A 20936-nucleotide genomic window follows, 5' to 3' on the forward strand; every position below is an offset into this window, starting at 1 on the left:
CCGACAGCCTGGAGAAACCCGAACGTGACGACGAGACGCGGACGCGTTCGCCGTCGATCCCTGCCGGTGGCCCGGCGGAATCAATCGCGGTGAGAGCCGGCGACGACGCTGCGCGATGCGCGACCGCCGCCGGCGCGATCAACGACTCACGCAGCCGACTGTGCGGCGCCGGCCGGCGTCCACCCGCCGCCGAGCGCACGATACAGCGCTATCGCGTTCGCGAGCTTCAGCTGCTTGAGCCGGATCAGTTCCTGCCCCGACTCGTACGTGCTGCGCTGCGCGTCGAGCAGTTCGAGGTACGTCGCGACGCCGCCCGCATAGCGGCGCTCGGCGAGCTTGAGGCGCGCGCCGTCGGCCGCGTTCACGTCCTGCTGCGCCGCCAGCTGGCGATCGATCCAGTCGCGCGCGGCGAACGCGTCGGCCACCTCGCGGAACGCGGTCTGCACGGTTTTCTCGTATTCGGCGATCGCGATGTGCTTGCGCGCGTTCGCGACGTCGAGATTCGCGCGATTGCGGCCGCCCGCAAAGAGCGGCAGCGTGATGCGCGGCGCGAACGTCCACACGCTCATGCCGCCTGCGAACAAGCTCGAGAACGCATCGCTGACCGACCCGTAGTCGGTCGTCAGCGCAATGCGCGGAAAGAACGCCGCGCGCGCGGCGCCGATCTGCGCATTCGCGGCCTTGAGCCGCGACTCGGCCTGCCGGATGTCGGGCCGCCGTTCGAGCAGCGCGCTCGGCGCACCGGGTGCGACCGGCGCGATCGCGAGCGCGTCGAGCGCGGGGCCGTCGGCCGGCACCGTGCGCGCGAAATCGCCGGCGAGCAATTGCAGCGCGCGCACCGACTGCGCGTGTTCGCGCTGCAGCGCCGCCCGCGACGCACGCGCGGACGCGACGAGCATCTCGGCCGAGCGCAGCTCGATCGCATCGCTCGTGCCGGCCGCGTAGCGACGCTGCGTGAGCGATGCGATGCGCTCGCGCGCGTCGAGCGTGCGCTGCGCGAGCTCCAGCTGCTCGTGCAACGATCGTTCGGACACGTACGCGGCGGCGACTTCCGCGATCACGCCGATGCGCACCGTGCGCTGCGCGTCGGCCGTCGCGAAATACTCGGCAAGCGCCGCATCGGACAGGTTGCGCACGCGGCCGAACAGGTCGAGTTCGTACGCGCTGATGCCGACGCCCGCGCGATACAGCCCGCTCACCGCGCTTTCACGCAGCACCGGGTCGTACTGGCGCGTGCGCTCGTAGCCGAGGTTCGCATCGATCGCCGGCATCCGGTCCGCGCGCTGCACGCCGTACAGCGCGCGCGCTTCGTCGAGGCGGCCGGCCGCGATCCGCAGGTCGCGATTGTTCGCGAGCGCGGCGTCGATCCACGTCTGCAGCGCCGGATCGGTGAAATACGCGCGCCAGTCGTCGAGCAATGCGGCATCGGACGCAGCCGGCTCAGCACCCTGCTCCGTACCGCCATCGACCGGTGCATAGCTCGCCGGCACCGGCGCCGCGGGCCGCTCGTAACGCGGCGCGAGCGAGCAGCCGGCGAGCGTGAATCCGAGCGCGGCGGCCAGTGCGAGCCGCGTACTCGGCGCGGCGCGTGCATTCAACGCAAACCTCATCGGGAACCCTCCATCTCCGCCGGCTGCGCGCCGCCGCGCCGGCGCGGGCCGACGTCGAACAGTCGGCCGACGATCACGAAAAACAGCGGGACGAGAAACACCGCGAGCACCGTCGCCGCGATCACGCCGCCGAGCACGCCGGTGCCGATCGCCATCTGCGCGCCGGACGCGGCGCCCGACGCGAACGCGAGCGGCAGCACGCCGACGCCGAACGCAAGCGACGTCATCACGATCGGCCGCAGCCGCAGGCGCGCGGCTTCGAGCGCCGCGTCGACGAGCGACATGCGCTGCGCGACGAGATCCTTCGCGACTTCGACGATCAGGATCGCGTTCTTCGCAGACAATCCGATCGTCGCGATCAGCCCCACCTTGAAGTAGATGTCGTTCGGCATCGCGCGCAGCGTGACGCCGAGCACCGCGCCGATCACGCCGAGCGGGACGACCAGCATCACCGCGAACGGGATCGACCAGCTTTCGTACAGCGCGGCGAGCGCAAGGAACACGACGAGCACCGACAGCGCGAACAGCATCGGCGCCTGCGCGCCCGACAGCCGCTCCTCGAACGACTGCCCCGACCACGCATGGCCGATGCCGGCCGGCAGCTTCGCGGCGAGCCGCTCGATCGCGCGCATCGCTTCGCCGCTGCTGTGGCCGGGCGCGGCCGAGCCGTTGATCGTGAACGACGGATAGCCGTTGTAGCGCGTGAGCTGCGGCGGCCCGAGCGTCCAGTGCAGCGTCGCGAACGCGGCGAGCGGCACCATCTCGCCGCGCGCGTTGCGCACGCGCAGCTTCTTCACGTCGTCCGGATCGAGCCGGTGCCGTCCGTCGGCCTGCACCATCACGCGGCGCACCTGCGTGCCGTGCATGAAGTCGCCGATATAGTCGGAACCGAACATCACCGCGAGCGTCGTGTTGATCTCGTCCATCGACACGCCGAGCGCCGACGCCTTCGCGCGGTCGATGTCGAGCTTCAGCTGCGGCGCGTCCTGCGTGCCGGCGAACATCACGTCGGTGAGCGCCGGCTCCTTGCCGGCCGCCGCGAGCAGCTGCTCGCGCGCGGCGCTGAAGGTCGCGTAGTCGAGCCCGCCGCGATTCTGCAGCCGGAAGTCGAAGCCGCTCGTCGAACCGAGATCGGGCAGCGCCGGCGAATTCATCGCGAACACCGTGGCGTTCGGCGTGCCCGCGAAGCGCTCGTTGATCCGCGCGACGATCGCCTGCACCTGATCGCGCGCGGCCTTGCGTTCCTTCCAGTTCTTCAGCGTGACGAAGATCATCCCGCCGTTCGGCCCTTCGCCGTACAGGTTGAAGCCGCCGAGCGCATACGTATACGCGGTCGGCTCGTCACGGCGGATCGCCGACTCGACCTCGCGCACGCTCTGCATCGTTTCGGCCAGCGGCGTGCCCTGCGGGCGGATCACCATCACCATGAAGTTGCCCTGGTCTTCGTCGGGCAGGAACGCGGTCGGCAGCTGCGTGAGCATCAGCACCGCGGCCGCCGTCAGCGCGCCGTACACGACGAGCCAGCGCAGCGGCTTCTTCAGCATCGCGCCGACGCGCGTCGCATAGCGTTGCGTCGAACGCGCGACGAAGCGGTTGAACCCGCCGAAGAAGCCGCGCTTCTCGTGATGGTCGCCGGACACCGGCTTGAGCAGCGTCGCGCACAGCGCGGGCGTCAGCGACAGCGCGAGGAACGCCGAGAAGCCGATCGATACCGCGAGCGACAGCGCGAACTGCCGGTAGATGTTGCCCACCGCGCCACCGAAGAACGCCATCGGCACGAACACCGACGTCAGCACCACGGTGATGCCGACGATCGCGCCGCTGATCTGCTGCATCGCCTTGACGGTCGCGTCGTACGGCGCGAGCCCCTCCTCGACCATCAGCCGCTCGACGTTCTCGACGACGACGATCGCATCGTCGACCAGGATGCCGATCGCGAGCACCATCCCGAACATCGTCAGCACGTTGATCGAGAAGCCGGCCGCATACATCACGCCGAACGTGCCCGCGAGCGCGACCGGCACGACGAGCGTCGGAATCAGCGTCGCACGCAGGTTCTGCATGAACAGGAACATCACGAGGAACACCAGCACACCGGCCTCGATCAGCGTCGTGACGACCTTGTTCATCGACACGCGCACGAACGACGACGTCTCGTACGGGATCTGGTATTTCACGCCCGGCGGGAAATACGCGGACAGTTCGTCCATCGTCGCGCGCACGCGCTTCTCGGTGGCCACCGCGTTCGAACCCGGCGCGAGCTTGATGCCCATCCCGGTCGCGACCTTGCCGTTCACGTACGACGGATAGTTGTAGTCGTTGCCGCCGAACTCGACGCGCGCGACGTCGCGCAGGTACAGCGCGGAGCCGTCCGGCTGCGTGCGCAGCGCGATCGCGCCGAAGTCGGCCGGCGTCTTCAGCGGTGCATCGGCGAACACCGTCGCCGCGATCGGCGCGCTGTCCGGCACCGCGCTGCGGCCGATGTCGCCGACCGTCACGCGTGCGTTGTGCGCGCGCACGGCCGATGCGATGTCCGACGCGGTGAGGCCGTGCCCGGCCATCTTCACCGGGTCGGGCCAGATGCGCATCGCATATTCGGCGCCCCAGAATTGCACTTTGCCGACGCCGTCGACGCGGCGCAGCGCCTGCACGACGTTCGCCGATGCATATTCGCCGAGCTGCACGGCGGTCATCCGGCCGTCGTCCGACGTCAGCGATACGACGAGCTGGATGTTGTCGGCGGCCTTTTCGACCTGGATGCCGTCGCGCCGCACCGGTTCGGGCAAGCGCGCCTCGACCGTCTTCAACCGGTTCTGCACTTCGACGGCCGCGAGATCGGCGTTCACGCCCTGCTTGAACGTCAGGTACAGCGACGCGGCGCCGGCGCTGCTCGTCGCGGACGTGTACAGCAGCCCCGGCGCGCCGTTCATTTCGCGCTCGATCAGCGCGGTCACCGATTCCTCGACGACCTGCGCGGACGCACCCGGATACGTTGCATAGATGCTGACGACGGGCGGCGCGATGTCCGGGTACTGCGCCACCGGCAGCGCGCGGATCGCGAACGCGCCGCCGAGCATGATGAAGAGTGCGATCACCCACGCGAAGACGGGGCGATCGATGAAGAAACGTGCCATGTTGATCGATTGAACCGGTCAGGTTTGACGGGCGGCCGCCTGCGATGCGGCCCGGGTCGGCGCTGCGTGCTCGACGGGCTTCACGGTCGTGTCGGGCGCGAACTGCGCGGCGTTGTCGACGATCACGCGCTCGCCGCCCGCGAGGCCGCGCGTGACGCGCCAGTCGCGACCGCTCATCTGGTCCGCGACGACCTCGACGTCCTTCACCTTGCCGTTCGCGCCCACCACGCGCACCGACGTGCGATCGGCCGTGCGCAGCAGCGCATCGCGCGGCACGAGGATCGCGCGGCGGTCGACGGCCGTATCGAGCGCGATCCGCACGTACGCGCCCGGCAGCAGCTCGCGCTCCGGGTTCGGGAACAGCGCGCGCATCGCGACCGTGTCCGTGGTCGGATCGACCGCGAGATCGCTGAACAGCAGCTTGCCCTTCAGCGGATACGCGGTGCCGTCGGCGCGCAGCAGCGTCACCGTCACGTCATGCTGCGCGATGCCCGTCGCGCGCCCGCTCTTCACCGCGCGGCGCAACGCGTCGACGTCGGCCGCCGGTTGCGAGAAGTTCACGTAGATCGGATCGAGCTGCTCGACCGTCGTGAGCGGCGTCGCCTGGTCCTGGCCGACGAGCGCGCCTTCGGTGACGAGCGCGCGCCGCGCGCGGCCCGAAATCGGCGCGGTGACGGTCGCGTAGTCGAGCTGCAGTTGCGCGCGGGCGAGCTCGGCCTTCGCGGAAGCGACGTCGGCCTTCGCCCGCGTATCGTCGGCGACGGCCTCGGTGTGATCGCGCTCGCTGACCGCGCGGTCGCGCACCAGGTCGTCGTAACGGCGGCGCTTGTCGCTCGCCGCGAGCGCGGCGGCCTGCGCCTTCGCGAGCGCCCCCTGCGCGGCATCGCGGGCAGCTTTCAGCGGCGCGGGATCGATGCGGAACAGCACGGCGCCCTGCTTCACTTCCTGCCCTTCTTCGTAAGTGCGTGCGGTGACGATGCCCGCGACCCGCGCGCGCACCTGCGCCTGTCGATACGCGTCGAGCCGGCCCGGCAATTCGACGGTCATCGGCACGGCGACCGGACGCACCGTGACGACCGTCGCCTTCTGAATGGTGTCCGGCGCCTTGTCCGGTTCGCCCTTTCCGCATCCGGCCACGGCCAGCATCGCCGCGAGCGCGAACGGCGCCAGCCGCAGGCGGCGCCACAGGGTGCAGTTGTTATTCATGTTCTGACCTCGGATCATTCGCCGCCGATACAATGCGGCGGCTCAGGGTGGCCGATTATAATCAGTCACGACTGATTAAATATGGTCGTTTGTAATCATTCGTCATACTGTGTCAATAAAACGACAGCTTACTGTAAGGAAATTCACGACATGGCCCGCAAGACCCGGGAAGAATCGCTCGCCATCAAGCACCGGATCCTCGACGCCGCCGAGCTCGTGCTGCTCGAAAAAGGCGTCGCGCAAACCGCGATGGCCGACCTCGCCGAGGCGGCCGGGATGTCGCGGGGCGCCGTGTACGGCCATTACCGCAACAAGATGGAAGTGTGTCTCGCGATGTGCGACCGCGCGTTCGCGCGCACGTCCGAAGGTTTCGACGCGGTCGACAGCCTCCCCGCGTTCGCGACGCTGCGCCGCGCCGCGTCGCACTACCTGCAGCAATGCGGCGAACCGGGCGCAATGCAGCGCGTGCTCGTGATCCTCTATACGAAGTGCGAGCAGAGCGAGGAGAACGGCGCGCTGCAGCGGCGCCGCATGCTGCTCGAACTGCAGATGCTGCGCATCGCGAAGGCGCTGCTGCGCCGGGCGATCGCGGCGGGCGAACTCGCCGCCGATCTCGACGTCCATCTCGCGGCCGTCTATCTCGTGTCGCTGCTCGAAGGCGTGTTTGCGTCGATGATCTGGACCAACCGGCTGCGCGGCAACCTGTGGAGCGACGCCGAAGCGATGCTCGACGCCGGGTTCGACGCGGTCAGGACGTCCGATGCGCTGCGCGTGCGCGCGCAAAAATTGCCAGTCTGACGACACGTCGCGCAATAAATGCGGATTTAACCCGATTTACCGCAGTGCGAAACGAATGAGCCGACCCTCTTTAAAATTTTTAACGTTTCGCGGAACATCGGTAGACTCACGCTGTCATCTTTCTTTAGCGTCTTCGTGATAACCGGGTTCGACCCGGTAAACTCACGCCGCCGTTCGAAGCGGGCCCCGCCCGCAAGTTGGGTCGAACGGGAACGACACAGGCCCCTGGCGGGGCCTGTTTTGTTGCACGCCCGTCGCCCGCGCCGTCGTCACCCGACGGTTGGACCGCCGACGGTTCCTGCCCACACCTCTTTGAACCGCTTTCCTGGATGTGGACACCTTTGGTCAAGCCTGCCGCAACCCCTGATGCTTTCGCGCCCGGCCGCGCGCAGCGCCTCGTGCGCGCGCTCGTGCCGGCCGCCGTGCTCGGCGCCCTCGCCGCGCTCGGCCTCGCCGCCGCGCTGCCGGCCGTGTCGCAACTGCCGGGCGCCGTCGACACGGGCACCGCCGCGCTGCCGCAGCGCGTGCTGTCCGACACGCCGTTTCCCACCGCGCAGCATTTCGTGACGAGCGAACTCGCACGCACGATCGGCGAACGCAACGAACTCGATGAACGCAACAGCCGCGGCGCGCAGCCCGGCCTGTTCGCGCCGCTCAGCGCACACCGCAACGACATGCTCGGCTATGCGAACCTGTTCCAGTACGCCGCGCCCGAAAGCCAGCACGGGATGCGCGCGGGCGACATCGAACTCACGCTGTCCGATACGCTGAACCGCATGGACGTGCCGCCCGAGGTACGCATCCAGCTCGGCGACCTCGTCACCGGCAAGGTCGCGATGCGCGCGAGTGCGCAGCGCGGCGACTACTACCGCGTCGCGTACGACACGAACAACGGCACCCCGCACCTCACCGCGGTCGAGCTGCGCGTCGCGGGCCGCACGTTCGGCGCGATCTGGTTCCGCGCGCCGGGTGCCGATCACGGCGCGTACTACACGCTCGACGGCGCGCCGCTCGAAGCGGCCGCGTTCACGATGCCGGTCAAGTGGACGCGCATCAGCTCGTTCTTCGGCGAGCGCATCCATCCGCTGTCGCAGGCGATGGCATTCCATACGGGCGTCGACCTCGCCGCGCCGTCGGGCACGCCCGTCACCGCTGCCGCAGACGGCGTCGTGTCGTTCGTCGGTACCGATCCGGGCGGCTACGGCCACTACGTGATCGTCGATCACGCGGACGGCTATTCGACCTACTACGCGCACCTGTCCGCGTACGCGCGCGGGCTGAAGACCGGCGAAACCGTCAAGCAGGGCCAGCGCATCGGCTCGGTCGGGATGACGGGTGCGGCCACCGGCCCGCACCTGCACTTCGAAGTGCGCGTCGCGAACGATCCGGTCGATCCGCTCGTCACGCTCGCGAACGCGCAGACGGGGCTGTCCGACATGCAGCTCACCGCCTTCCGCCAGGAAGCGGCGCAATGGCGCTTCCGCCTTGCATCGATCAGCACGACGCCGTTCGCATTCGCGCAAAGCGACGGCCCGCTGTGGGGCGACTTCGCGACCGGCCCGTCGACGCTGCGCGCGGTGTTCGATACGCACTACAGCGCCTCCTGACGCGGCCGCCGGCACGCGCGCCGGGAAGCACGCCGGCACCGCAGCACGTTCTCGCCCGTCGCCGCTCGCGCAGCGGCGACGCGGCCGGCCACCTCTCTTCATCACCGGCCATCCGCCGCGCGCATCGCACGCGGCCGGCCGTCACCGTGCGGGTTCGGTGCGCTCGGCCGTCGCCTGCGCGATGCGCTGCGCACGCGGACGGCGCGACAGCAGCCAGCGCGCCGCGCCGTCGAGCGACGTGCACAGCACCAGATAGATCGCCGCGACGAACAGGAAGATCGGCGCCGGATACACCATCAGCCGGTTGTTCACCTGTGTCGCGACGAACGACAGTTCGGGCACGCCGACGATATATGCGAGCGACGTGTCCTTCACCAGCGCGACCCACTGGTTGACGAACGACGGCGTCATGATCCGGATCGCCTGCGGCAGCAGCACGTAGCGCACCGTCTGCCAGCGCGTGAGCCCGAGCGACAATCCCGCCTGCCACTGTCCGGCGCCGGCCGCGACGATACCCGCATGCACCGCATGCGCGAGATAGGCGCCGCCGATCAGCGCGAGCGCGCACACGACCGTCGCGAGCCCCGGCACGTCCATGTGCAGCAGCATCGGCATCAGGAAGTACGTCCAGAAGATCAGCATCAGCACCGGAATCGCGCGGAAGAAGCCGATGAACGCGAGCAGCAGCACGCGCGCCGGCCCGCGCGCGAGCGCCATCGCGACGCCGAGCGCCACGCCGAGCACAGCCGATGCGACGGCCGACGCGATGGCGAGCACGAGCGACAGCGCGGCCCCGCCGAGCGGGCCGTCCGGGAACGCGCCGACCAGCAGGTACGGCAGATTGGAAAACAGCAGCGAGAAGTCCATCGTCAACGCGCTGCGCCGAGTCGGTCGCGCCACCGCGTGGCCGCGTACGCGCCGGCCTCGATCGCGGCCACCGCCGCGACGTACAGCACGGTCGCCACGCCGAACGCGGCGAAGGTCTTGAACGTCTCGGTCTCGACCTGCCGCGACGCATACGACAGTTCGGCGACGCCGATCGCCATCGCGAGCGACGAGTTCTTCACGAGATTCATGTATTGCCCGAACAGCGGTGGCAGCGCGATCCGCACGGCCTGCGGCAGCACCACGTAGCGCAGCGACTGCAGCGGCGTGAGCCCGAGCGCCGCGGCCGCATCGTGCTGCGCGCGGCGCACGCCGCGCAGGCCGGCTTCGCACTCCTCGGCGACGAACGCGGCCGTGTACGCGCTCAGTCCGACCCAGCCCGCGACGAGTTCGAACGACGGCCATGCCAGCGTGAGCGGCCCGACACCGACTTCATGGCGCGCGTTCAGCCACGCGATCCACGTGTCGGGCAGCAGCGATGCGACGCCGAAATACCAGAACAGCAGTTGCACGAGCAGCGGCGTGTTGCGGAACGCGACGACGTAGCCTGCCGCCAGCGTGCGCAGGGTCCTCGCGCGCGCATGCCGCGCGACGGCGAGCAGCAGTCCGCCGACGGTCGCGGCGAGCGCCGACGCAGACGCGAGACCAAGCGTCAGCAGGAAGCCGTGCCAGAGCCACGACAGGTATTTGGGAGCCAGGCCGAGCATGCGGTGGTGCGGACGCGCAGCGCGCGCCACGAAAAGGAAGCAGAAAACGCCGCGATCGGCGCGCGCCGGCCCAGCCGGCGGCCGATCGCGGCGCGCCCGGTATGCGGCTCAGGTCTTGTCGCCGATGCGGAAGATGCGCGTGAGCGGCGTCTTCGTCGTCGGGCCGAACCACGCATCGTAGATCTGCGCCGCGCGACCGTTCGCCTCGAGCCCCTTCAGCGTGTCGTTCACGAAGCCGAGCAGCCGCGTTTCGCCCTTCGGCACGCCGACGCCCATGTAGTCGTTCGAGATCGTGAACGGCGGGATCTCGTAGTTCTGCTTGTCGGGCACGTTCGCGAGCAGGCCGATCAGTTTCGGCCCGTCCTGCGTGATCGCCTGTACGTTGCCGGCGCGCAGCGCGGCAAACGCGAACGGCGTGTCGTCGTACGCGACGATCGTCGCCTTCGGGAATTTCTCGCGCAGCGTGATCTCGTTCGTCGTGCCCTTGTCCGCGCCGACGCGCAGCGTGTTCAGCTGATCCGCCGATTTCAGCACGCCCTTCTTCGCGAGAAACTGCTGACCCGACGAAAAGTACGGAATGCTGAAGTCGACCTGCTTCGCGCGCTCGTCGGTAATGGTGAAGTTCGCGAGCACGAGGTCGACCTTGCCGGACGTCAGGAACGGAATGCGGTTTGCGGGATTGGTCGGCTGCAGTTGCAGCTTCACGCCGAGCTTGTCGGCGAGCGCCTTCGCATAGTCGACGTCGAGGCCGACGATGTGGTTGTTCGTGGCGTCGACATAGCCGAACGGCGGGTTGCTGTCGAAGGTCGCGACGCGCAGCACGCCGGCCTTCCTGATGTCGTCGAGACGATCCGCGTGCGCGACCGTGCCTGCCGTGACGAGTGCGGCCCCGACGAGCCACGTAGCGAGAGTGTGGAATTTCATGAGCACGACCTGAATTGTCATGAAGGCCGCCGCGGATCGCGCGGCGGCCGGTTCGAGGAACATCGCGACGGAGTGTGTTGCCGCCAAGCCGCTAACGTATCAGCGCGTGCGGCGATTCCGAACCAACAAATGGTGCTTTGCTCTGCGGGTTTCGTGATGAGGCCGGGCCGGCCGGCGTGCGGGCCTCGCGCTCACGGAAACGTGAACGTGAATTCCGCACCGCCGCCGGCATAGCCGGGCGTCAGCTCTCCGTCCGTGCCGGTACGAATGTACTGCGCACGCAACGGCATCACGGCCAGGTCGCCGGTGCGACGCATCGGATACCGGATGGCCGTGCCCGGTTCGCCGTATGCGATCCGCTCGCCGCTCAACGCATTCGTCATCACGATGTTGAATCCGCGCGCCACCGTCTGTCCGGCAGGCGCGCTCAGTTGCAGCAGCGTGCGGTCCTGGTTCGGCCGGACAGCCTTGTCTCGAAAGCTGATCGACGGCTTCGCTGCCGCCGCGCAGTGGTTGAGCGTGATATCGAAATCGACCGGCTTGGATGTCGCGTTCACGCCCGGAAACTGACTGACTGGAAAATTGCCGAGTGTGACCGGCACGATCATGCCCGACTGAATCTCGCAGCGGTTCGGCACCGCGATCTCGCATTCGCCGCCGATACAGACGTTGCCGACGCCAACAAAGAGCTTGCTCTGCTTGCACAGATTGGCGGGCACCGTCGACCCCGGCACGGTCACGGTGGTGCCCTCCGACACGGTATCTTTCGGGAAATCGATCGCATACAGTGCGACGGTCGGGTTGCCCGGCAAGCTCTTGACGATCAGCTTCCCTTCCGGCAACTGGGAAACCGGCTGATCGAGCACCAGGAACTGCCGGAAGCGCATCACCCGCGCATCGACCCCGCCGCCTGACTGCAGGAGTGCGTTTTTCGCGGTTACCATCGGCAGGCTGCCTTGCCGCAGCGTACGCTCGACGCCGTCATTGGAAACGCCGACCCATTTGAAGCCGATGCCGGGCACGTTCGTCTGCGCGACGCCGTCCGTGACGACCGTGCCCGGCGTCCAGTGTCCGGCACTCACCAGCTCGTGCGCGGTCGACGCGTTGCCGTACTTGAACGCGACCATCAGCGTCACCGTGCGTTGATACAGCGTCGAGCCAACCGGCGTCGCACTCGTCAACGGGGTGATCATCAGCCAGGGTGTCGCATCGACGTTGCTGAACGTGCAATCCAGCGCCGTCATGCCGCTATTGGTTTGCGCCGCTGCAGGCCCGCAGAATGCGAGCGCCACGCATCCGGCCGTCGCGAATCGACGCATCGCCAGGCCCGCTTGCCTGAATCCGCGCCAGTGAATCGTCTTCATGGTGTCTCCCGTGGAAGCGGCGGCGGGCGCCACCTGCTTACGATGGTCGCCCGCCGCCCGCCGCGTTACTCGATCACGCCGAGATTGAGGCCCGCGATCTTCTGCAGCGCCGCCTCGCCGGACACGATGCTGTTGCGGAACGTGCCGCGGTTGATGCCGACGAGACCGCCGAAGGTCTGGGTCGACGATCCGTTGACTCGCCCGCTCGCGGCTGCGCGCTCGACGAGCCCCGCATTCATGCCGACGAACCCGCCGAGCGTCGCGTAGCAGCCGGCGCCGACCGTCCCCGATGCCGACGCGTCGGTCACCGTACCGAGGTTTTCCCCGGCGAAACCGCCCACCGTGCTCGACGTGCCGCCGGACACGTTACCGGTGGCAAACGCAGTCGAGACCTTGCCGTACGTCAGGTTGATACCGGCAAAACCGCCGGCCGACGCGCCGGTCCCGGCCGATACATCGCCGCTCGCGTCGACGTTGGACAGTTCGGCCGAATTGCTGCCGACGAAGCCGCCGGTCTTGCTGTAGCTGCCGCCCGTCGTCTTGCCGCGCGCGACGGCATGGGAAATCCGGCCGCCGGCGTGATTGCCGACGAAGCCGCCATTCGCGCCCTGCCCACCGCTGACTGCACCGTGCGCTTCCGCCATGTCGATGTCCGCGTCCGCGCCCGTGTTCATACCGACGAAGCCGCCGGTCGAACCCGTCGATGCGCTCATCACGGCACCCAGCGCCTTGCTGTCGGTCACCGTACCCTGGTTCATTCCGACGAAACCGCCGATCGCCTGCGCATACCGGCCATCCACGACGCCGCTCGCGCTCGAACCGGTGATCTTGCCGGCGTTACGCCCGACGAGGCCGCCGGCCGTGCCGCTCGAGCCGCCCGTCACGCGGCCCAGTGCCGTCGCACCGACGATCTCGCCGGACAGGTTCGCCCCCACGAACCCGCCGACGTTCACACCCGCCAGATAGGCGCCCGACGTGGTGCCGCGGCTCGTCGAGCCGAGGATTTCCCCACCCCGGTTCACGCCGACGAGGCCGCCGATCGACGCCAGATTCGATGCGCCGCCCGATACGTTCGCGTTCGACTCGCCGTCCGACACGAGCCCGGCATGCCGGCCCAGTCCGTTTTCGCCGACCAGGCCGCCGACCGCATACGACATGCCGTTGCCCGATACCGATCCGGTGTACGACGCGTGCAGGATGTCGCCGGTGTTGATGCCGACCAGACCGCCCAGCGCATTGCTGCGGCTGGCGCCGGCGCTCACCTGCATGTTCGTCGCGTTCACGTTCGAGATCGTGCCGACGTTCTCGCCCACCAACCCGCCGATGGCGACCGGGCCCACGCCCGACGCGGCGCTGACGCGCAGCGACTTCAGGTTGAGGTTCGCGAGGACGCCCGCGTTGCGGCCGAACAACCCGGCATAGGGATCGTTGCTCGCGATCGTGAGGTTGCTGATCGTATTGCCGAGGCCGTTGAACACGCCCGCGAACGACGCGCCCGAACCGATCGTCTTGAATGCGCTGCCGTAATAGGAGCCGGCGATGTCGTTGCCGAGCACGTACAGTCCGCCGAGATTCGCATTCACGGCCTGCAGTTGCTGCAGGTTCTGGACCACGATGTAGCGATAGCCGTTCGATTCGAAGCCGGCTCCGGCGCCCGACAGCGTCACCGCCGCGCCGTCCGTCAACGCGTGCGCGACGCCATAGTCAAGCGTGAGCAGCGCGTTCGCGCCGGTCAGTGCGATCGGTGCCGCGATCCCGACGTTGTCCCGTGCGGCGATCGCGATGCGCGCATTCGCACCGGTTGCGCGCAGCGGCCCGTTGACCGATACGTCGCCCTGCCGGCTGGCCAGTTTCAGGCCGTTGCCGCTCGCCCAGGTCACCGGTCCGTCGACCGACAGCGTGCCGCGTTCGGCCACCAGCTCGATGTCGGTCGTCGCGAGGTTGCGCGACAGCGTGTCGGCCACGATCGTGGCCGACTGGTTCGCGCCCGCCTTGACTCCGAGGTCGGAGGTCGCGATACGCCAGGTACCGCTGCGCCCGTTGACCGCGCGCGTGTCGACCATTGCCCCGAGTGCGACCTTCACGTCGGCGCCGCGCGTGTCGACCGTGCCGCCGTTGCCTGGTGTCGTCGCGCTCGCGTTCAGCATGCCCGCGACATTGACCGTGCCGGCGTCATACCCGTCCAGCGAGATTCGGCCCGCCGTGTTCCTGAGCGTTCTGGCCTCGATGCTGCCCTGGTTGTTGACCACCGTGCGCAGCACCGCATCGGCCGTCTTCGCGCTCATCAGCACCTGCCCGCCATCGGCCTTCAGCAACTGTTCGTTGCTCACCAGTGCGTTGACGACGCCCTCGTCGATCTGCACATTGAGCAGCTTGCCGCCGTCGAAATTCAGCGTCACGTCGCGCCCTGCGCCGAGCGCGACGGTCCCCATCTGCGCCTGCACGACACCGCGGTTCGTCACGCGCGCCCCGAGCAGCGCGATCGAACCACCTTCGCTTGCCACGAGATTGCCGAAGTTTTGCACCTCGGCAGGCGAATCGCCGGAAAACCGCAGCCGACCGGCTTCGAAGTCTTCGTCCTTGATCCGGAGCGTCGTCGCGACCAGCCCGCCGACGTTGACCTGCGCCCCCTTGCCGAACAGGATGCCGTTCGGGTTCACGAGGAACACGCGGCCATTCGCGTCGAGCGTGCCGTAGATCGCGCTGCCGTCCTGACCGAGAACGCGGTTCAGCGCGATCGACGTGGTGGACGGCTGGTTGAACGTGACGCGTTGCCCCTTGTCGATGTTGAACGACTTCCAGTTCGTCACCAGCTTGTCGGTGTGCTGGTTGATCGACATCTGCCGCCCGTTGTCGTAGGTCAGCATGTCCGCCTTTCCGGACACGATGGTGCCGTCCACCGGCAACGCGTACGCGGACGTCAGCGTGCCGCCCGCGAGCAGCGCCAGCACCGCGACGGCACGCGCGCGCGTCGCGGACTTGCCGCGTCGGCGTGCCCGCTCGCCGGTTACCTGCCAGACACCCTGCCTGCTGTTCCATACCAAAGCGTATGTCTTGTTCACGTCATTTTTCCTTGTTGTGATTGAGTTCCTGCCGATACCCCGGCAGGACGGGTACTGCAAGCGTTGCCGGAGGCGGGGCGAGGCCCGCGCGGTATTCGTGCGATGCGCCGCTGTCGTCCACCGCGTCGAACACGACGCCGCCGGAACGGGTGTCGGCGCCCGCCCCGACCGGAAAATCGACACGGCCCAACGGAGCGACGTCCACCGCGCCGTTCGCCAGCGCGACCGGCTCGCCGTTCAGCGACAGGCGCGTGAGCGTCACGTAGTACGGCGTAGGATTGATCGCGGTGATCGGGGCGGTTGCGCTGCCGCCCGCGCGCGCCCACGCAAGCCGGTTCGGTGCGTCGTCCGCCTCGCCGGCGAGACCGGCCGGCCGATACAGCACCTTCATCCTGAGCCGGTACGCGATGCGCAGCGTGTGGTCGCCCGCGCCGGCGGCCGGCGGCACTTCGAGCAAGTTGATCCAGAAGCGGGATTCGCGATCCGATGCAAGCGCGCCGACGGCTTGTACGCGGATCGACAGCGGCTGCGCCGGTTCGACGCGCATGAGCGGCGGCGTGACGAGGAACGGCAAGCGAAGACGGCTCGGGTCGGCGTTCACGTCGCCGTCATCCAACCACGCCTGCACGAGGATCGGCGCTTCACCGCCGTTGCGGGCCAGAAGCGTGATCGCGTGTGCGTCGCCCGGATAGACGAACCGCGTGCCGACCACGTACAGCGCCGCGTCGCAGCGCATCGCGGCGCTGCTTGCCGCACCGGCCAGCAGCGCCGCACGCACGACCCGGGCGGCGCCGGTACGGCCGCTCGAACGACGCGGCCGCACACCGAGCGCCGATCGCGTACGAAGAACACAACCGAGCATCGCGTCAACGCTCCCGCACGGGCACGGCGGACGGTTCGGCGACCAGCGGCGTCGCGGTCGACGCCCGGCATGTACCGGGCAACGTCACGTAACCGCGGCCGGAGCGCTGTGCGGCCGGTATCGCGTAATCGATCACGCACTGCTGATCCTCGCGCGTGCCCCATTCGACGCGAATCCGTCCTTCGTTCTCGGCGCTGCGCACGAACAGCCGGCTGCCTTGTCCGACCACGCCGAGTGCGGCGCCCGTGCGCGCCTCGACCGCACGGGACGCGAATGGCAGCGGCCGGCCGTCTTCGGTCTGCGCGTCGATCAGCAACGCGCGCGCCTTCAGCGTGTCGTAAGACAGCAGCACGATCGAACCCGCGCGCGGCGCGACGCTGCTCGACACGGACTTCAGTTCGACATCGTCCGGCACGTCCTTCGGATCGATGTCGATGCGGTTGAGCTGATACGGGATGAGACTCGGCACGACCGCATAGCCGAACCGGTCGACGCGTGCGCGCGTATTCGCCACCAGCGCGCCGCGCGCGTGCGGCGCTTGTACGATGCCGATCGTCTCGCTCAGTGTGGGCGCCGCGGTCAGGCCGCCCCGATGCAGCACCAGGCCGCCCGTCGCATTCGCCGACGCCTGCTGATAGTCGCGCCCGAGCCCGACGTTCGCCGACAGCGACGTGGCCGGCAGCTGATAACCGACGCCGAAGCTCCCCGACGATGCGCGGTGGTTGCCGTCGTAGCTGGACGAGATCGAGAACGATCCATCGCCCCGTTCGCCGAAGCGCCCCGCGAGGCTCGCCGTCGCGTTCGTGCCGGCACTGCTGTCGTGCGTCATCAGCGTGCTGAAGATCGGTGCGCGACGCGCGTTGCGTCCGAGCGGGACCGACAGGTTCACGCTCGCGAGGGTCCCCGATTCGCCGCCGGACCATCGATCGCGTCCGGACAGATTGCGGACGCGCTGCACCGACGTGGTGACCGTCGCGTCGCGCCATTGCGTGCTGTAGCCGATCGTGAAACCGAGCGACTGTCCTTTGCCGGCCCAGTAGCTGAGTGCCGATCCGTTCGCATAGATGTTCCCCGCCCGCCCGATCTGCTGACTCACGTTGAGGTCGATCCGGTCGCGCAGCCGCGGAAATGCGCTCGCGTCCGCGCGCGAGTCGGTTCGGCCGTTCAGCAGCAACGCATCGCGCAGCCCCAGATAGCCCTTCGTCGAGTAGCGATAGGCAAGCAGCGAGAAGTTCGTCCCGGTGTTCGGCAGGTTCTTGCTGTACGACACGCGAATGCTCGAACCGGTCAGGCGCTCGCTGCCGGACGGTTGCGTCCGCGAGACCGTCACGTCCGCCGCGAAGCCGCCGATCGACGTGTTGAGCGCGACACCCATCAGCAGCGACTGGTAACGGTTCGCGAACGCGGCGCCGCCGTAGGCGGTCACCGCGTTGCTGACGCCGCGCTGCACCGTGAACTGACCGACGTACTGCGTGCCGATATCGCTGCCGAGCTCGATCGCGCGCCCGGCCATCGCACTGAACCGCGTGCTGCCCGGACGAAGCGATTGGACCGTCGTCGCGAACGGCACGACGAAGCTGCGCGTTTCGCCGTTGGCTTCGGTTACCGTCACGTTCAGGTCGCCGCCATAGCTCATCGCCTGCAGGTTGTCGATCGCGAACGGCCCGGGCGCGACGGTCGTCTCGTGGACCAGATATCCGCGCTGGTAGATCGACACCTTCGCGTTCGTCTGCGCGACGCCCCGCACGACCGGCGCGTAATAGCGCTGTTCGTCGGGCAGCATCCGGTCGTCGCTCGCGAGCTGCACGCCGCGAAACGACACGGCATCGAACAGCGCGCCGCTCGTCGAACTCTCGCCCGCGAGCAGTTGGGCCTGCCAGTCCGGCAAGTCGGTTTGCGCATACACGTAGCCGCGCTGGTAGCGCGCGCCGCCGCGTTGCGACCAGGTCAGGTTGCCGTTGTGGCGAATCCGGAACCGGCCCGCGCTCGCGCCCATCGACAGGCCCGTGTAGAACTGCGTGAATTCGTAGCCGCCGGAGCGGGTCGTAAACACGCTCGCGTTGTAGTTCACCAACGCGGCAGGCACGCCGTTCGTCCAGTGCGCCGGATCGACGTAGGTGCTTTGACTGGCCAGCCGCATGTAAAACTGCGGCACGGTCAGATACAGCTTCTGCTCGGCCGGATCGAACGACAGTTGCGCACCCGGCACGTAGCGGGACAGGGGCTCGCAGATCGGCCCGTCGGGCATCGGATTCGGCGGCTGGCTCGCGTCCTGGCCGCGTTCGCTGCGATCGAGATCGACGCCGACGCGCTGCAGCAGCGCGCGCTCGTAGCACGGCGCCACGTCACCGTGCGCATTACGGCGAAACGTGATGTCCTCGATGCCGCGCCACTGCCCGTTGACGATCAGATCCGCGCGGTGCAGCCCGGACGCGACGCCGTTCGGGCGTTCGAACGGTGTCGTATCGATCGGCGCGCCGCCGGGCCCGACCATCAGCATCGAATCGTCGAAATGCGTCGCGCCGGCGGACCGCGCATCCCGCGATGCATCCGGTCCGTCGCCCCGCTCGACCGTGTCCGCAAGCACGTTGACGCTTGCCGCCATCGCAATCGATGTGACGGCCGAAGCGACTGCCCGCCGGCACGGATGCCGCGGAGCAGACGGTGCCGGACACGAAGCAAATGAAAATGGAAAACCTGCTGGACGCCGCATGTCGATACAGTTGTTTGCATATCGAATCGATATCGCGTGTTCGCGGGATCCGGTTCGGCATGCTGGGTCGTGCCTCAAAGCCCGTTGCGTAATCCGAAGGATCAGTCGGTCAATTTTTTGGTTATCGTGCTGCGTCCGCCGTAGTCGTCGATGACCATATAGCGGACCGTCGCCGGCCGACGCGCATGCGCGCCGCCACCCGGCAACGCGAAGCGCTCCGTACTGAACGGCGCTACCATGCCGCCACCGGCGGGAACGAACGTGCCGTCGATCTCGCCCTCGACCAGGCCGAACGAAACGTAGTACGGCGTCGGATTGGAGACGTCGAGCGTCACGCGGCCGTCGTTGTTGCGCTGCGTATCGGTCGACACTTTCCAGACCAGTTTGTCCGGCGCCAGGTCGACGTCGTTCGCGAGCGCGGCCGGCCGGTAAAACAACTTGATGCGCGTCCGGAAGGCGAAGCGCAGCATGTTGTCCTTGTCCTGCTCGGCCGCCGGCACCTCGAGCACGTTGAGCCAGAACACCGACTCGCGATCGGCGGGCAGCGGATCCTGCATCTGCGTGATGCGCAGCACGGCGCCTCGCCCTGCTTCGACGCGCGCGAGCGTCGGCGCGACAACGAACGGCGTGCGCATCTGCTCGGGCGGAACGTTCGCACGGCCGTCGTCGATCCAGCTCTGCGCGAGCACCGGCTGCGTACCGGCGTTTTCCATCCGGACGGTCACGTCGCGCGTGTGCTCGGGAAAAATCACACGCGTGCCGTTCAGCACAAGTGCCGCCTGCGCCAGCGACGCGCAGGCGGCCCACGCCACGACGCTCGTCATGGCTCTCAAATAAGGAATCCGAATCGACAAGATCATGGCGTGGGGATGAAACGGCATTGATCAGTGGTAAGCGAGCGTATAGCGGATGAACGAGTTGCCCGAACCGGTCCTGATCGCCGCCGCGGCGGCGGTCGACACATACGCAGCCGCATAGGTCAGCGTCGCGGTGTTGTTCGCGACCGTTGCGACCTGCGCGTCCGTCATGTTCTGCGGCTGCCCGAGCTTGATCTTGCCGCTCTTGCCGTTGCCCGCGTCGCTGATCTGGATTTCGACGCCCTCCGCCGGCTTCGTGCCGACGAGCTTCAGGTTGCCGGTTGCCGGGTTGATGTTGACCGACACGGGATCGAAATCGATCACGACTTTCGTGCCGTCGGTGCAACCCGAATTACCGCCGATCTTCAGGTCGAACGTGACGGGCGTCGACGTCGCGCCGATCTTGTCGAACGTGCTCGGGCTGATGCGATCGCCGAGTTGCACTTCCTTCCGGTTGCCCGGACCGGGCGCTTCGCCGTTGATGTTGCAGGTGACGTCGGAAATGCTGCCGTAGAAGGCGAGCTCGCCGTCGAACGCGTGGGAGATCGACGGCACCAATGCGGCACTCGCGATAGCAGCGACAGCACAACCCCGGACGAAATTCACTTTCATCTTTTCATTCCTCTCAAAATGGATGTCTTTCTCGGAACAGCCCGACCCACGCACGAACACTCGAACGCACATTGAACACTCGCCACGTTAATCGGATCGCCGCATTCCGGATGTGAAAATAGATTTCATCCGGTGAATTGACGATCGCGCCATTCTATTTGACCGAACTTATTATCGATATCGGACGAGTAAGAAATATGAGCGCGTTTTTCGCCACGCCGACATGCCGGCGCGACTCACTGAAACCCCGCCCGCAGAACGGCTTCCCGGCGATGATCGGCCCGACACCGCCATTCATCCAGATGGAATACGGCAATACGACGAATCAATTAAAAAAGCCGCTTAATTCGATGAAAAAGTACTCGCCGGCGGAGAAAAATCAGATTTTTAGTAGTGCCTGGACCATGAAGGCAGGATGCGTCCCAATGCGCCATCTATGATTTGGTGTACGAAACATCGATTCCCCCTTTATTCATGGCGGGAATTCTTGAGGAAGTGCGTTCGAGCGCGCATGCCGCATCGGCGCGATCATCAGCAAAACCGAGTGGATGTCCGGCGTTCGGCGGCAGCGCCGTAGCCGTAGCCACCAAGCCGA

Annotated in this window: 15 protein-coding genes; 3 read left to right on the plus strand and 12 right to left on the minus strand. The window is 67.7% G+C overall.

From position 1 onward, the window contains the following. Positions 1-146: 146 nt before the first annotated feature. From Q3A80_RS11320 to Q3A80_RS11330, 3 genes are read right to left on the minus strand one after another with little or no spacing between them, the layout of a single operon-like run. On the minus strand, positions 147-1610 hold the full coding sequence (locus Q3A80_RS11320; RefSeq protein WP_446329129.1) for an efflux transporter outer membrane subunit: 1464 nt from the start codon (positions 1608-1610) through the stop codon (positions 147-149). After that, on the minus strand, positions 1607-4744 hold the full coding sequence (locus tag Q3A80_RS11325) for a multidrug efflux RND transporter permease subunit (RefSeq protein WP_446329130.1): 3138 nt from the start codon (positions 4742-4744) through the stop codon (positions 1607-1609). The genes Q3A80_RS11320 and Q3A80_RS11325 overlap by 4 nt, the downstream gene beginning before the upstream one ends. Before the next feature lie 18 nt (positions 4745-4762). Next, on the minus strand, positions 4763-5950 hold the full coding sequence (locus Q3A80_RS11330; RefSeq protein WP_446329131.1) for a MexX/AxyX family multidrug efflux RND transporter periplasmic adaptor subunit: 1188 nt from the start codon (positions 5948-5950) through the stop codon (positions 4763-4765). A gap of 150 nt (positions 5951-6100) precedes the next feature. On the opposite strand from Q3A80_RS11330, the gene Q3A80_RS11335 reads away from it, so the two are divergent. Next, positions 6101-6748: a TetR family transcriptional regulator gene (locus Q3A80_RS11335; RefSeq protein WP_446329132.1), complete on the plus strand. Its 648-nt coding sequence runs from the start codon at positions 6101-6103 to the stop codon at positions 6746-6748. 329 nt (positions 6749-7077) lie between these two features. Next, positions 7078-8355, plus strand: a complete 1278-nt coding sequence (locus Q3A80_RS11340; RefSeq protein ID WP_446329133.1) for a M23 family metallopeptidase — start codon at positions 7078-7080, stop codon at positions 8353-8355. A gap of 141 nt (positions 8356-8496) precedes the next feature. On the opposite strand, the gene Q3A80_RS11345 is transcribed toward Q3A80_RS11340, so the two are convergent. The 9 genes from Q3A80_RS11345 to Q3A80_RS11385 form a co-directional block, all read right to left on the minus strand. Then, positions 8497-9222 carry an amino acid ABC transporter permease gene (locus tag Q3A80_RS11345; RefSeq protein WP_446329262.1) on the minus strand — a complete coding sequence of 242 codons (726 nt, stop codon included), beginning with the start codon at positions 9220-9222 and terminating at the stop codon, positions 8497-8499. Positions 9223-9224: 2 nt separating this feature from the next. Then, on the minus strand, positions 9225-9947 hold the full coding sequence (locus Q3A80_RS11350) for an amino acid ABC transporter permease (protein ID WP_446329134.1): 723 nt from the start codon (positions 9945-9947) through the stop codon (positions 9225-9227). 108 nt (positions 9948-10055) lie between these two features. Next, the gene (locus Q3A80_RS11355) at positions 10056-10871 is read right to left on the minus strand and encodes an ABC transporter substrate-binding protein (protein ID WP_446329135.1); all 816 of its coding nucleotides are present in this window, start codon (positions 10869-10871) and stop codon (positions 10056-10058) included. Positions 10872-11062: 191 nt separating this feature from the next. Further along, entirely contained in the window at positions 11063-12115 is a 1053-nt protein-coding gene (locus tag Q3A80_RS11360) for a fimbrial protein (RefSeq protein WP_446329136.1), read from the minus strand. A gap of 185 nt (positions 12116-12300) precedes the next feature. Then, the gene (locus Q3A80_RS11365) at positions 12301-15297 is read right to left on the minus strand and encodes a two-partner secretion domain-containing protein (RefSeq protein WP_446329137.1); all 2997 of its coding nucleotides are present in this window, start codon (positions 15295-15297) and stop codon (positions 12301-12303) included. Between the two features lies 1 nt (position 15298). After that, positions 15299-16120: a fimbrial biogenesis chaperone gene (locus Q3A80_RS11370; protein WP_446329138.1), complete on the minus strand. Its 822-nt coding sequence runs from the start codon at positions 16118-16120 to the stop codon at positions 15299-15301. 43 nt (positions 16121-16163) lie between these two features. Further along, positions 16164-18764 carry a fimbria/pilus outer membrane usher protein gene (locus Q3A80_RS11375; protein ID WP_446329139.1) on the minus strand — a complete coding sequence of 867 codons (2601 nt, stop codon included), beginning with the start codon at positions 18762-18764 and terminating at the stop codon, positions 16164-16166. 209 nt (positions 18765-18973) lie between these two features. Next, positions 18974-19696, minus strand: a complete 723-nt coding sequence (locus tag Q3A80_RS11380) for a fimbrial biogenesis chaperone (protein ID WP_446329140.1) — start codon at positions 19694-19696, stop codon at positions 18974-18976. 60 nt (positions 19697-19756) lie between these two features. Then, positions 19757-20341: a fimbrial protein gene (locus Q3A80_RS11385; protein WP_446329141.1), complete on the minus strand. Its 585-nt coding sequence runs from the start codon at positions 20339-20341 to the stop codon at positions 19757-19759. Between the two features lie 197 nt (positions 20342-20538). Between Q3A80_RS11385 and Q3A80_RS11390 the strand changes: the two genes are divergently transcribed. Continuing rightward, positions 20539-20781 (plus strand): hypothetical protein, encoded by a 243-nt coding sequence (locus Q3A80_RS11390; RefSeq protein WP_446329142.1) that lies wholly within the window; start codon positions 20539-20541, stop codon positions 20779-20781. The last annotated feature ends 155 nt before the right edge of the window (positions 20782-20936 follow it).

This window comes from Burkholderia sp. SR8 (genome assembly GCF_052851275.1).